At 71.0% G+C, this 13,222-nt stretch carries 11 protein-coding genes; 6 read left to right on the top strand and 5 right to left on the bottom strand.

All coding sequences use genetic code 11. From position 1 onward, the window contains the following. The first annotated feature begins 300 nt into the window (after positions 1–300). Positions 301–1,035 (top strand): YsnF/AvaK domain-containing protein, encoded by a 735-nt coding sequence (locus OV427_RS27365; RefSeq protein WP_267859125.1) that lies wholly within the window; start codon positions 301–303, stop codon positions 1,033–1,035. Positions 1,036–1,135: 100 nt separating this feature from the next. Here OV427_RS27365 and OV427_RS27360 read toward each other — a convergent pair whose 3' ends face one another. The 5 genes from OV427_RS27360 to OV427_RS27340 form a co-directional block, all read right to left on the bottom strand. After that, complete coding sequence (locus OV427_RS27360; RefSeq protein WP_324290069.1) at positions 1,136–2,581, bottom strand: serine/threonine-protein kinase; 1,446 nt, start codon at positions 2,579–2,581, stop codon at positions 1,136–1,138. A 115-nt stretch (positions 2,582–2,696) separates the two neighbouring features. After that, on the bottom strand, positions 2,697–2,993 hold the full coding sequence (locus OV427_RS27355; protein WP_267859123.1) for a hypothetical protein: 297 nt from the start codon (positions 2,991–2,993) through the stop codon (positions 2,697–2,699). Between the two features lie 86 nt (positions 2,994–3,079). Next, complete coding sequence (dnaK, locus tag OV427_RS27350; protein WP_267859122.1) at positions 3,080–4,903, bottom strand: molecular chaperone DnaK; 1,824 nt, start codon at positions 4,901–4,903, stop codon at positions 3,080–3,082. Between the two features lie 5 nt (positions 4,904–4,908). Next, a complete protein-coding gene (gene grpE, locus OV427_RS27345; RefSeq protein WP_267859121.1) occupies positions 4,909–5,775 on the bottom strand; it encodes a nucleotide exchange factor GrpE in 867 nt (288 codons plus the stop codon). A 95-nt stretch (positions 5,776–5,870) separates the two neighbouring features. After that, positions 5,871–6,371: a transcriptional regulator gene (locus OV427_RS27340; RefSeq protein ID WP_267859120.1), complete on the bottom strand. Its 501-nt coding sequence runs from the start codon at positions 6,369–6,371 to the stop codon at positions 5,871–5,873. Positions 6,372–6,613: 242 nt separating this feature from the next. Here OV427_RS27340 and OV427_RS27335 point away from each other — a divergent pair, with 242 nt between their 5' ends. From OV427_RS27335 to OV427_RS27315, 5 genes are all read left to right on the top strand, one after another. Continuing rightward, complete coding sequence (locus OV427_RS27335) at positions 6,614–8,908, top strand: lamin tail domain-containing protein (RefSeq protein WP_267859119.1); 2,295 nt, start codon at positions 6,614–6,616, stop codon at positions 8,906–8,908. Positions 8,909–9,022: 114 nt separating this feature from the next. Then, entirely contained in the window at positions 9,023–9,640 is a 618-nt protein-coding gene (locus OV427_RS27330) for a hypothetical protein (protein WP_267859118.1), read from the top strand. Positions 9,641–10,078: 438 nt separating this feature from the next. Then, positions 10,079–10,744: an RNA polymerase sigma factor gene (locus OV427_RS27325; protein WP_267859117.1), complete on the top strand. Its 666-nt coding sequence runs from the start codon at positions 10,079–10,081 to the stop codon at positions 10,742–10,744. Continuing rightward, positions 10,741–11,493 (top strand): hypothetical protein, encoded by a 753-nt coding sequence (locus OV427_RS27320; protein ID WP_267859116.1) that lies wholly within the window; start codon positions 10,741–10,743, stop codon positions 11,491–11,493. Before OV427_RS27325 ends, OV427_RS27320 begins: the two co-directional genes overlap by 4 nt. Then, positions 11,490–13,208, top strand: a complete 1,719-nt coding sequence (locus tag OV427_RS27315) for a caspase family protein (RefSeq protein ID WP_267859115.1) — start codon at positions 11,490–11,492, stop codon at positions 13,206–13,208. The genes OV427_RS27320 and OV427_RS27315 overlap by 4 nt, the downstream gene beginning before the upstream one ends. The last annotated feature ends 14 nt before the right edge of the window (positions 13,209–13,222 follow it).

Raw genomic sequence — 13,222 nt, 5'->3', positions numbered from 1 at the left:
GTACGAAGGTGGGGTGGGCCAGCTCCGGGAGGAAACCCCTCGCGGACGAAGGCCTGCCTGCCGTCGCGCTCCTCGCCCTGGGAGCGAGCGAGGAGGCATGCCCGCGTTCGGGTGGGCAGGCACGTGACCAGGCCCTCTCGCCGCACTGCCTGTCCACTGTCGTTTGGCCTACCCGCTCCCACCTTCCCGATGAAGCCCGGGGCCCAGGACACCCGAGGCCTCGTGCGGGCGCACGAGGAGGCAATCACCAGGGCCGAGGGGATGTCCCGCCCCGGCCCCCCTGGTTACAAGGAGCCAGCCATGTTCCAGCGTACGGATGTGAGAGAAGGAATGGTCGTCCGCAGCATCGACGGCGAGAGGCTCGGCAAGGTGTTCGCCGTGGGCGACGGCGAGTTCCACATCGAGAAGGGCCTCTTCTTCCCGAAGGACTATCTCGTCCGGTACTCCGAAATCAGCGACATCCGGGCCGAGGAAATCGTCCTCAACCACGGCAAGGAGGCCCTGCACAGCCTGTCGCGTGACGACAACCGCTACGCCACTGCGGGCCTGGGCGGTGGCGCGGGCGTGGGCCCCGGCGCCATGGGCATGCCGGCCGAGCGCACCGTGACGGGCCGCACGGAGGACGTCACCATCCCCGTGCAGAAGGAGGAGCTGGACGTCATCAAGCGCGAGACGCAGGCCGGCGAGGTACGCGTGAAGAAGGACGTCATCGAGGAGGAGAAGGTGATGGACGTGCCGGTGCGCCGCGAGCGCGTGCGCGTGGAGCGCCGCGACGTGAAGCCGGAGCGCCCGGCGATGAGCGCCTCCTTCCAGGAAGAGACAGTCGTCGTCCCCCTGCGCGCCGAGGAGGTCGAGGTCCGGAAGCGCGCCGTGGTGGATGAGGAGGTCGTCATCCACAAGGACGACATCGAGGAGGAGCGCCGCGTCGCGGAGAGCGTCCGCCGCGAGGACGTCAGCATCCGCACCGACGGGGACGTGGAGGGCTCGCGCACCCTGGAGTCGCCCAGCGACGACCCGCTGAAGCGCGGCTACTGAGCTCAGCGCCACGGGTTCCGACGTCGAGTCGTGAAGCAGCCCCCGCCCCTCCCCGCGAAGGGAGGCGGGGGCCTTCCATGTCCGGAAGACGCCGGCGCTTTCAGCGCTCGGGCCTGCGGGGCGGAGGACGCACGTGTGTCTCCTCGCTCCCGTCGGCCACCGGCACGCCGGGCCTTCCGGCCGCCTCCGTCCGGTCCATGCGGTTGAACTCGCGCAGCCGGTCCGGGAAGTGCTTCGAGGTGAGCCGCGACAGCTCCACGTCCTTCGCCGGGCGGCACACGTCCGACAGCCGGTCCGCCATCTCCTGCGCGCTGCCGAAGCGCGCCTCGGGCCGCTTGGCCAGCGCCACCTCCAGCACGTCCCACAGGGCGCGCGGGAGCGAGTCCGGCCGGGGCAGCCGCTCGTCGCAGATGGCCTGCATGGAGGCCAGCTCGTCCCCGCGGTCGAACGCGCGGCGCCCGGTGAGCGCCTCGTAGAGGATGAGGCCCATGGCGAACAAGTCGCTGCGCGCGTCCAGCCGCTGGCCCCGCGCCTGCTCCGGCGACATGTAGAGCGGCTTGCCCTTGACGATTCCCGGCAGCGTCACCGTGCGCTGGGCGCGCGCCTTCGCCACGCCGAAGTCCAGCACCTTCACCCGCCCGTCGAACCCCACCATCAGGTTGTGCGGGGACAAGTCCCGGTGCACGAGCTGCAGCGGCGCGCCGTCCTCGCCCCTCAAGCCGTGCGCCGCCTGCAGGCCTTGCAGCGCCTGCACCACCACCGCCACCGCGTGCGCCGGCTCCAGCGGGCCCTTGAGCGCGCGGATGAGCCGGTCCAGGTCCACGCCCCGCACCAGCTCCATGGCGATGTAGTAGGCGCCCTGCGCCTCGCCGAAGTCGTAGACGTGGACGAGGTTGGGGTGCGACAGCCGCAGGCCGATGCGCGCCTCGTCCAGGAACTGCTGGATGATGGAGGGGTCCGCGGTGAGGTGCGGGAGGATGCGCTTGAGCGCCACCAGCCGGCCCAGCCCCTCCGGCCCCCGCGCCCGCGCCACCAGCACCTGCGCCATGCCGCCGGTGCCCAGCGGCGTCACCACTTCATACTTGCCAATGCGGCCGCGCGGCGCGGGCGTCTCGTCCAGGGACAGCTCGTCCAGCCGCTCCAGCGCGTTGCGCCCGTCGGTGAGCGCCAGGAAGCCCAGCACCGCCGTGTCGAGCTGCTCGCCGATGGCCTCCACCAGCTTCATCACCAGCCCGCCGCCGTCCTCGAAGCCTCCCTCCACCGCCAGCCCCAGGCCCCCCAGCTCCAGCTTCCCCAGCTTCAGCCGGGTGCAGAAGAGCATCCGCCCGTCCTTCAGCCGGCGCGGCCCCGTCCAGTGCGCCGCCTCGAAGACGTCCACGCCCAAATCCCCCAGCACGCGCGTCAGCACCGGGCCCCGCGTGCCCCGCAGGGACACGAAGCCCGCGGGCGCGTGCACCATCCGCGCGCACTGCGTGAGGAACACGTCCAGCCCGGCGTCCAGGTCCAGGCCCCGCTCCAGGCAGTCCTCGAGGATGTCGTCCGCCATCCGGTGCACGGCCACCAGGCCGCGCAGGAAGGCGACTTCCGTCTGCAGAGAGGGAAATTCCACGGGTGCATTCAACACCCGCGGGCGCCACCCGTGGAAGACGGGTAACCCCGGACTACACCCGCTCGCGGTCCTTCACGGGGACGACGGAAGACAGGCGCTCGGGTGCGCCCTGCCGCGGGGGCAGCAGGTTGCGCTCGTCCATGAGGCCATGCGCCTCCAGCACGCGCTCCAGGTAGGCAATGCGCTCACGGAGCAGCGTGGTGTCGGAGACGCCGAGCTGCGCCTCGCGCAGGCGGATGAAGGCCTCCACCAGCGGCTTGAGGGAGAAGCGCAGGGTGAGCCCCGCGAAGGGAATTCCCAGCACCATGGCCACGATGAGGACGGTGACGACGGCTTCGGTGATTTCCATGAAGGTGCCTCGGGCGGACCGCGGGGTTGTCGCAGTCTACGCCCGGGCGCGCGAACGATTGCACGCGCCCGGTGGAGGCGCCGGCTTCAGCTCGCCTGACCCGTGTAGATGGCGTCGGCGATGCGGTAGGCGCTGCCCTCCAGCCGCTGGAAGGCGTCCTTCAGCGCAACCGGGTCGGAGGTGTTGAGCAGGCCCTTGAGCCGCTCCAGGTCCGCCTTGATTTCGTCGCGGTCCTTCTCCGACAGGAGGCTGGCGTACTCCTCCAGGCTCTTCTCCGTCGTGTAGATGAGCCCGTCCGCGTTGTTGCGCAGCTCGGCCAGTTCCTTCTTCTTCTTGTCGTCCGCCGCGTGCGACTGGGCGTCGGTGATCATCCCCTGGATTTCCGCCTCGGACAGGCCGGAGTTGCTCACCACGCGCACCTGCTGGACCTTGCCGGTGCCGAGGTCCTTCGCGCCGACGTGGACGATGCCGTTCGCGTCGATGTCGAAGGACACTTCAATCTGCGGCACGCCGCGCGGCGCCGGGGGGATGCCCACGAGCTCGAAGCGGGCCAGCGTCTTGTTGTCCGCCGCCATCTCGCGCTCGCCCTGGAGCACGTGCACGCTCACCAGCGGCTGGTTGTCCACCGCGGTGGAGAACACCTGGCTCTTCTTGCAGGGGATGGTGGTGTTCTTGTCGATGATTTTCGTGAAGACGCCACCCGCCGTCTCGACGCCCAGCGACAGGGGCGTCACGTCCAGCAGGAGGACGTCCTTCACTTCGCCCTTGAGCACACCGCCCTGGATGGCCGCGCCCACGGCCACGACCTCATCCGGGTTGATGCCCTTGTGCGGCTCCTTGCCGAAGAACTCCTTCACCTTCTGCTGCACGCGCGGCATGCGCGTCATGCCGCCCACCAGCAGCACCTGGTTGATGTGCTGCGCCGTCACGCCCGCGTCCTTGAGGGCGATGCGGCACGGATCAATCGTGCGGTCGATGAGGTCCGCCACCAACGCCTCGAAGGTGGCGCGGTCCACCGTCTCGGTGAGGTGCTTGGGGCCACTGGCGTCGGCGGTGATGAAGGGGAGGTTGACCTCCGTCTCCGGCGCGCTGGACAGCTCGTGCTTGGCGCGCTCGGCGGCCTCCTTGAGGCGCTGCAGGGCCATGCGGTCTCTGCGCAGGTCCAACCCGTTGTTCTGCTCGGCAAAGCGCTTGGCGAGGTAGTCGATGAGGCGCTGGTCGAAGTCCTCGCCGCCGAGGAACGTGTCGCCGTTGGTGCTCTTCACCTCGAACACGCCGGCGTTGAGCTCCAGGATGGAGATATCGAACGTGCCGCCGCCGAGGTCGTAGACGGCGATGCGCTCGGTGCCGCCGTCCTTCACCTTGTCCAGGCCGTAGGCCAGGGCCGCGGCTGTGGGCTCGTTGATGATGCGCAGGACGTTGAGGCCGGCGATGCGGCCCGCGTCCTTGGTGGCCTGGCGCTGACTGTCGTTGAAGTACGCGGGGACCGTAATCACGGCCTCGGTGACGGGCTCGCCGAGGTAGTCCTCCGCCGTCTGCTTCATCTTCATCAGGACGATGGCGGAGATTTCCGGCGGGCTGTAGCCCTTCTGGCGAATCTCCACCCACGCGTCGCCGTTGGGGCTGGGAGCCACCCGGAAGGAGCTGACGCTGATGGCCTTCTTCGCCTCGGGCGAGTCGAACTTGCGGCCGATGAGGCGCTTCACCGCGAAGACGGTGTTCTCCGGGTTGGTGATGGCCTGCCGCTTGGCAATCTGCCCCACGAGGCGCTCGCCGGAGTCGGTGAAGCCCACCATGGAAGGCGTGGTGCGACTGCCCTCACTGTTGGGGATGACCACCGGCTCGCCGCCCTCCATGACGGAGACGCACGAGTTGGTCGTCCCGAGGTCGATTCCAATCACCTTGCCCATGACGGTTACTGACTCCCCCCGGAAGAATCTTCGGGCTGCGGGGGCACGGTGGTCCCCTCGGACGCGGAGGCCGGCTCGGCCTCCCTGGACTCAACTGTGGCGGGCGCGGCGGCAGGCTCGGCGACGGGCGCGCGAGCGACGACGACCATGGCCGGACGCACCAGCCGCTCGTTCAGGAAGAAGCCGCGCACCACCTCGTGGGCCACATGGCCCGCGGGCACGTCCGCCGTCTCCACCTGCTGAATCGCCTCGTGCATGCGCGGGTCGAACGGCTGACCCTTCGCGCTGAAGGCCTTCACGCCGTGGCGGCCGAGCGCGTCCTCGAAGGACTTGCGCGTCATGGCCACGCCCTTCTGGAAGCTGTCGATGTCCGGGGACTTCGCCGCCGCGTCCAGCGCGCGGTCCAGGTTGTCCAGGACGGGGAGCAGGTCCTTGAGCAGCTTCTCCGAGCCGAAGCGCTGGACCTCCTCCTTCTCCTTCTGCGCGCGCTTGCGGTAGTTCTCCAGGTCCGCGGCGGCGCGCAGGGTGCGCTCCTGCGCCTCCTTGGTGCGCTCGTGCGTCTCGCGCAGGCGCTCCATCGTCTCGCGGCCCTTGGCCTGGCTGAACTCGAGCTGCGCCTTGAGGGATTCCACCTCCTGGCGCAGGGCCGCCACCTCCTCGGGCGACGCCACCGCGACGGGGGCGCTCTCCTCGGCAGGGGGGGTCTCGGCGACGTCCTCGGAGGAAGACCCGGAGGCCTCCACCTCGATGACCGTCACCTCGTCATCATCGTCCATGTGACGCTCGACGCTGCGGACCGCCGCGTCGATGACGTCCTGCCCGATGTCCGTCTGGATGCTGCCCTTCTCGTTCGAGCCGGCCACGGCGCGCACTATGTCACGCGCCCGGGGCCGTTCCAACTCAGGGAAACGACTGGCAGAACCCAGCCCCGGGGTCCAAGCGGGCCGGCTTCACGCGCAGCGGAACTTCACGCTCCGGCGGTGGGCTTCTTCGACCGGCCCAGCGTCTTCTTGGAGGTTGAAGCAGTCTTCCGGGCGGTGGTGCCCTTGCCCGCGCCCTTGGCGGCGGCCTTCTTGCGGCCGATGGACTTGGGAGCGGCCTTCTTCGCGGCGCGGCCTTCGCTCTTCGGAGCAGCGGCGGGCGTGGCGGCGGGGGCTGCGCTGGAGGCCGGGCGGGCCTTCGGGGCCGGGGCTTGCGTCCCGCCCTCCTCGGGCTTGAAGGCGCGCTCCACGGCGCCCTCGACCTGGCGCACGGCGCCTTCAATCTTCTCCGTCGCCACCTTGCTGGTGGTGGTGGCCCAGGTGCGCAGCTGCTCCAGCCCCTCCTTCACCTTCGTCTGGTTCTGCGGGTCCTTCACCTCCTTGAGGAGGCGCTGGGCCTCGCCGCGCAGGTCATCGGTGGTGCGCTTGAGCTCGTCACCGGTGCGCTTGAGGAAGTCCATCAGCTGCTTGTCCCACTTCTCGGCCATTGCTGTGTCCTCCGTGGGGCAGCGGGGCCCCCCTGTGAATCATGGCACTCCACGACCGGTGGGGGCGCAAAACCTTCCCGGGCTTTCTGGAATCACGCACGAGGGCCCCGTCGATTGCCTCCGTGCGGGCAGGGGTGCGCGGACAGGTGTCACGCGCTTCGTGCAAGCGGGAGCGAGGTGGCGCTAGAGTGTTTCGCGCGTTTCGGGTCCCCTGCCCGGAGCCCACCCCGGAGCCCGCTGACATGTCGTCTGCCCGATTGGCTGGGACGCTCGCCGTCCTCGTCCTGCTGTGCGCCTGTTCCGAGGGCCGTGGAGACCCTACGGACGGTCCACGGCTTCCCGCCATCGAGCCGTCCCCCACCACGGTGGGCGTGGCCTACGAGGTCATGCTCTCCGCCACCGGGGGCGCGGCGCCGCTGAGCTATGCGTTGACGGGGGGCCAGCCGCCCCCGGGCCTCTCCTTCTCTTCGACGGACGCGAAGCTGTCGGGCACGGCCAGCGAGTCCGGCGAGTTCAGCATCACCTTGAGCGTCCGGGACGCGGCAGGCAGCGAGGACACCCGCACGTGGTCGCTGAAGGTGTGGCCGGCGCCCTACCTGGGCGAGGAAACCGCGCCGAACGGAACCGTGGGCAGCAGCTACGAGCACACCTTCGCCTGCACGGGCGGCCGGCCGCCGCTGCGCTGGTCCGTGGTGGACGGGCAGCTGCCGGCGGGCCTGTCGCTCAGCCCGGAAGGCGTGGTCAGCGGCACGCCCCTGGGCAGCGGCTCCTACTCCTTCACCCTGCGCGTGCAGGACGCCAGCGGGGCGACGTCCGAGGCGCGGCGCGGCCTGCCGGTGCTCGCGCCCGGAGAGCAGACCGACGGCGGACCTCAGCAGCCCACCTCCACCTTCCCGCTGTCGGTGGGCAACTGGAACATCGAGTGGTTCGGCGACGCCACCTACGGCCCGGAGGACGACCCGCTGCAGCTGGCCAATGTCCAGGCCGTGCTCGCCGACGCGGGCGTGGACTTCTGGGGCGTGGGCGAAATCGTCAGCACGGCGCAGTTCAACGAACTGAAGAAGCAGCTGCCCGGGTACGACGGCTTCCTCTCGGACGACAGCACGCGCGTGTCGGCCGGCTCGGGCTCCTATACGGCCAGCGAGCAGAAGCTCGGCGTGCTCTTCAAGTCGGACGTGGTGCGGGTGCTGCGGGCGGAGGTCGTCCTGACGGACAAGGACTTCGACTTCGCCGGGCGGCCCCCGCTGCGGGTGGACCTGCGGGTCACCCGGGGCAGCTCCACCGTGGACGTCACCGCCCTCGTCGTGCACCTGAAGGCGCTCGCGGGCGCGGAGGAGTACGCGCGGCGCCTGGCCTCGTCCGGCTGGCTCAAGGGCTACCTGGACACCACGCTGCCCACGCAGCGGGCCATGGTGGTGGGTGACTGGAATGACGACGTGGACACCTCCACGACGACGAACCCGGACACCCAGCAGAAGTACGACACCCCCTTCCGCAACTTCGTCAACGACACGCAGCGCTACACCTACGTCACCCAGGCCCTGTCGCTGGCCAACGTGGGCAGCACGGCGGGCCGCAGCACGTTCATCGACCATCAGCTCGTCACCAACGAGCTGGCCGCCAACTACGTCGCCAACTCCACCCGGGTGCTGAAGCCACTCATCACCAACTACAGCACGTCCACGTCCGACCACTACCCCATCATCAGCCGCTTCGACTTCGGGCAGGGCGGGCGCATGCTGAAGGTCACCGCGCCCAACGGAGGGGAGACGCTCCTGGCCGGCACCCAGTACGCCATCACCTGGACGGCGAGCGGCGTGGACACGGTGAAGATTCAGTACTCGGTGGACAATGGGGGCACCTGGCGCGACCTGGCCGCGTCCGTGTCCGCCGCTTCCGGGAGCTACACGTGGACGGTGCCCGCGGATGCGTCCGGCGGTGGCCGCGTGCGGGTGAGCGACACGCAGGACTCCACCGTGTTCGACGTCAGCGACAACACCTTCGTGCTGAACCACGCCGCGCAGCAGGTCTTCATCAACGAGTACCTGCCCATCCCGAACAACGTGCCTGGGACGAGCACCCCGGACTACGACCAGATGTTCGTGGAGCTGCTCAACACCGGCACCACGGCGGTGGACATCAGCGGCTGGAAGCTTCACGACGACAAGTCGTACAGCGGCGCGGAGCCCACCCGGCACGTCTTCCCCGCCGGCACGGTGCTGCAGCCGGGCAAGGCGTATGTCGTCTATGGAGGCGCCTCCGCGGTGCCCTCGGGCACGAGCAACGTCGCCTATGCGAGCGGCGGTGACGGGCTGCGCTTCAACCGGGGCGTCAACGTGGGCAGCAGCGGAGACGTGGTGTACCTCGTCCTGCCGAACGGCACCGTGCAGGACAGCTCCAGCTACCGTGACACCTACCAGGGCGTCTCCTACAACCGGAGCCCGGACGCCAGCCTCAGCGGCACCTGGGTGCTGCACAACACGCTCAGCTCCAGCGCCACCTCGCCCGGCAAGCGCGCCAACGGCTCGGCGTTCTAGGGCGGCACCACGGTCAGGGGGCGCGCCCCGCCCCCGTCTGCCCGGGCCAGCCCGGCGACAGCGACGCCTTCCAGAGTGGCCGGGCCCACCCCGCATATAAAGGAGGGGAAGGCCATGGTGGAGACGCTCACGCTGTACCGCCCGGTGGGGCTGAAGGAGGCGGAGCTCGTGCTGGCCAGCGACTGCGCGGGCTTCCCGCCCCGGCTGCCGGACCAGCCCATCTTCTACCCCGTCATGAACGCGGCCTACGCGCGGCAGATTGCCCGCGACTGGAACGCGCCGGACGCGGGCTCGGGGCACGTGGGCTTCGTCACCGCCTTCGACGTGGACGCGGCGTACGCCGCCCGCTTCCCCGTGCGCACGGTGGGCAGCCGGGGACACCAGGAGCTGTGGGTGCCGGCGGAGGAGCTGGCGGACTTCAATGCCCACCTCGTAGGCCCGGTGCGCTTCACCGAGGCCTGGTATGGCCCGGCCTACCAGGGACCGGGCTCGCCACTGGGGCCGCTGGCGTCTCAGCTCCGGACCCTGCACGAGCGCGCGGGCACGTCCGAGGCCCGGCTCCAGGAGCTGCTGGGTGCCTGTCCGGCAGTGGTCCTCTTCAACGCCGGCTGGTGGGAGGCCACCCCCGCGCGGGTGCAGGGGATGGAGGACGGCGTCCGGGACGGCCTGCTCGCCCGGGTGCGCGCGGCGTGGGCGGCGGCATTTCCTGGGTGGCCGCTGATTCCCACATGAACGGACCCCATCGGCAGCTCCCCCTACTTCCGCACGTGCGGAAGTGAGGCCCCTCCGGCCCCCCCCTACTTCCGCACGTGCGGAAGTGAGGCCCCCACCGGCAGCCCCCCTACTTCCGCACGTGCGGAAGTGAGGCCCCTCCGGCCCCCCCTGCTTCCGCACGTGCGGAAGTGAGACCCCACCGGCAGCCCCCCCTACTTCCGCACGTGCGGAAGTGAGGCCCCACCGGCGGGTCGTTTGAGCCCTGAAAACCGCGTCCGCGCAACGATTTCGGTCTTCTGGCTCAAGGAATCGGCCGTCTATCGTTCCTGGCACGACCCAGATTTCGAGCACGCTCCGTATCCCTTTTCGTGAGGGTGACGGACGGCGCGGGCACGGAGCCCGCGCCGGCTCGCCTGGGACGGAGACTCCGTGCTGCCAGGAAACGACAGGTCCGTCTTGGACGCGTTCCGTCGAGGGGACGCGTCCGTGCTCACCCAGGTCTATCGGACGTACTCGCCGGAGGTGCTGCGCTACCTCTCGCGCAAGTTCGCGGTGGGGGGGGAGGCGGGGACGCGGACGGTGGCCCTGTCCGCGCTGGACCTGGACGCGGCACACCAGGAGACCTTCGTGCGCGCCTTCCGCCCCAACATGCGGCAGGCCTACGACGGGGTGCGCCCCTACCTGGGCTTCCTGCTGACGGTGGCGCGCTCGACGGCCATCGACCTGATGCGGGCGTCGGGGCGCGTGGCACGTGAGGCCGTCCCCATGGACGACGCGCCGGAGCTGACCCACCTGCCCACCGAGAGCCGCAGCCCGGAGGAGGAGGCGCTGGGCACCGAGGTGCGCGCGCTGGTGCGCCGCTTCCTGGACGCACTGCCGGAAGAGGCGCGCGCGCTGGCGCAATTGCGCTTCGTGGAAGGGCTGTCGCAGGAATCCGCCGCTGAGCAACTCCAGCTCACCCGGGGAGAGGTCCGGGTGCGCGAGAAGCGGCTGCGGACGCAGTTCACGGAGCATCTGAAGGCCTCGGGCTGGCTGGACGCGTCGGCCGAGCCCGGGCGGATGGAGCTGGGAGTCCTCCTGGCCTCGCTCGCCCTGTGCGCGATAGGGAGCATGCCCTCATGAGGTGGTACGAAAGACACATCGACGCCAGTCTGACGCGCTGGTCGCTGGGAGCGCTGTCCTCCCACGAGTCCGCCCGCCTGCTGCGCCATGCTCATGGTTGCGCACGCTGCGGTCCCCGGTACGAGCAGTGGGCCCGGGCCCACCGCGCGCTCGAGGGCGACGTGGACCTGCCCTCCTCCGTGGAGCGGCAGGCGCTGGGTGACGCCGGCCTCGCGGCGGCCCTGGCCGCGGCGGTGCCCCAGGAGGCTCCGTCGCGCTGGCCCTCGCTGGCGGTGCTCGGCGGCGCGCTGGCCGCCGTCTTCCTGGCGGTGGTGCTGACGCCGCCCGCCACGAACACCCGCGAATTCACCTCGCGCGGTGAAGGCACGCCTCCGCCGGGCGTGGCGATTCGCATCTTCTGCGCGACGGCCGGCCAGCCCATGCGCGAGCTGCACGCGGGCGACAGCTGCCGGGCAGGCGCCATGCTGGCCTTCGCCGCCGGTGGCAACGCGCCCTACACCCACGTGGCCGTGCAGGTGCGCGGCCCGAAGAAGGCCGAAGTCGTGGCGGGCCCCTTCTCGCTGTCCGGCACGCCCGGCAGGGAAGGCCCTCTGGAGCTGACCGTACCCATGCCCCAGCTGGCGGGCGCGATGGAAGTCACGGCGGCCTTCGCGGACCGCCCGGCCGCGGCCCTGGCGGCCCTCCGTGGGGAGGAGCACGAAGGGTCCGTGGTGCTCAAGCAGGAGGTCAGGGTAGAGGACGGTCCATGAGAAAGTTGGGACTGCTCCTCGGGGCTGTCGCGCTGCTGCTCGCCCGCGGCGCCTCGGCGGAAGGGGTGGTGCGCCGAGCGCTGGTCATCGCCCACAACGGAAGCGATGACCCGTCGCTGCCGGACCTGCGCTTCGCGGATGACGACGGCGTGCTGTGGGCGGAGACGCTCCAGCGGCTGGGTGTGGAGACGACGCTGTTGGTGGACGCGGACGCCGCGACGCGCGCGGGCGGCAGGCCCGTGCTGGCCGGAGCCCGTCCGCCCACGCCGGACGAGGTGAAGCGCGAGGTGGCCCGGCTGCGCGCGGCCAGCCTGGCCGACGACGAGCTGGGACGACAGACGGACGTGCTCGTCATCTATGTGGGCCACGGCAACACCGACGAGGCGGGCCGCGCCTACTTCACCCTCGCGGGCGGGCGGCTGGACAAGGCGAGCCTCTACTCCGACGTGGTGGACCCGCTCGGCGCGGACTACGTGCACGTCATCGTGGACGCGTGCCGCGCCTCGGGCGTGGTGGGCAGCCGCGGCGGCGGCACCGACGCGGCCGTGCTGGCGGAATTGCGCGGCATGCTCGCTCGCGAGCAACTGGCCACCCGGCCCACCGTGGGCGCCCTCTTCGCGGAGAGCGACGACGGCGAGACGCACGAGTGGTCCCGCATCCGCGCCGGCGTCTTCAGCCACGTGGCGCGCTCCGGCCTCATGGGCGCGGCGGACATCAACGGCGACGGGCGGGTGGAGTACAGCGAGCTGGGCGCCTTCGTCTCCGCGTCACTGCAGGCGGTGAAGGGCCTGCCGGCACGGCTCACCATCCACGCCTTCGCGCCCATCGCCGAGCCCCGGCGCCCGCTGGTGGGCCCGGCCCCGAAGGGCCCGAGCCTCACCCTGCCCTCCGGCTTCGAGCACTCGCGCATCTCCGTGGAGGACGCGGACGGGCGGCGCCTGGCGGACGTGCGCCGCGCGGAAGACCAGTACGTGCTGCTGCGGCTGCCCGAGCGCGACGTGTACTGGGTGCGCACCCCCAACGCGGAGGCGCGCATCACCCTGGCGGAGCTGTCCACCGGGGTGGTGAACATGTCCTCGCGCGAGCTGCAGGAGCGTGGTCCCGCCGAGGAGGCGCTGCGGCGCGGCCTGTTCGCGGTGCCCCTGGACAAGGGCTTCTACGAGCAATACGTGGCCGCCTCCGGCCTGGTGCCGGTGGACCTGGGCCGCGCCTTCCCGCCCGCGGAAGGGGGCTCGCTGCCGCACCTGCTGCTGCGCTCCCCGAAGACCACCGGGTGGGACTTCGGCCTGACGGCAATGCGGGCCCCGCTGGGGTTGAGCACCTTCGCCATGGGCCCCAGCGTGGGGTGGCGCAACGAGTTCGCACCCTTCCTCTACTACGGCGTGCGCGGCACCTACGCGCTGACGCCGGTGGCGCGCGACGGCTGGCGCCTGCACCGCGCCACGGTGCAGGGGCTGGTGGGCACCGAGGGGCTGTACCGCACGCCGCTGTTCCTGGAGGCAGGGGCTGGCTGGGGCGTGCTGGGCGTGACGAAGGGCTCGGTGCGCATGGGCGACCTGGCGGTGCTCACCACGCACGCGGCCGCGGGGGTGACGGCGAAGGTGGCGGGGCTGCGGCTGCGGCTGGCGGCCACGCTGTCCTCGGACCGCGTCACGCTCGACGGGGATGACCGCTGGGACCCCTCCTACGGCCTGGAGCTGGCGCTGCGGCGCTGAAGGCAGCGCGAGGC

The organism is Pyxidicoccus sp. MSG2 (genome assembly GCF_026626705.1).
GTDB lineage: Bacteria > Myxococcota > Myxococcia > Myxococcales > Myxococcaceae > Myxococcus.
Note: the sequence above shows the minus strand (reverse complement) of the source record. Positions and strands in the feature narration are given on the sequence as shown.

Coding starts and splice junctions, on each gene's coding strand:
- OV427_RS27320 (WP_267859116.1), top strand. CDS start 10,741: ATGAGGTGGTACGAAAGACACATCGACGCCAGTCTGACGCGCTGGTCG.
- OV427_RS27360 (WP_324290069.1), bottom strand. CDS start 2,581: ATGGCGGACGACATCCTCGAGGACTGCCTGGAGCGGGGCCTGGACCTG.
- OV427_RS27330 (WP_267859118.1), top strand. CDS start 9,023: ATGGTGGAGACGCTCACGCTGTACCGCCCGGTGGGGCTGAAGGAGGCG.
- dnaK (WP_267859122.1), bottom strand. CDS start 4,903: ATGGGCAAGGTGATTGGAATCGACCTCGGGACGACCAACTCGTGCGTC.
- OV427_RS27355 (WP_267859123.1), bottom strand. CDS start 2,993: ATGGAAATCACCGAAGCCGTCGTCACCGTCCTCATCGTGGCCATGGTG.
- OV427_RS27315 (WP_267859115.1), top strand. CDS start 11,490: ATGAGAAAGTTGGGACTGCTCCTCGGGGCTGTCGCGCTGCTGCTCGCC.
- OV427_RS27365 (WP_267859125.1), top strand. CDS start 301: ATGTTCCAGCGTACGGATGTGAGAGAAGGAATGGTCGTCCGCAGCATC.
- OV427_RS27335 (WP_267859119.1), top strand. CDS start 6,614: ATGTCGTCTGCCCGATTGGCTGGGACGCTCGCCGTCCTCGTCCTGCTG.
- OV427_RS27340 (WP_267859120.1), bottom strand. CDS start 6,371: ATGGCCGAGAAGTGGGACAAGCAGCTGATGGACTTCCTCAAGCGCACC.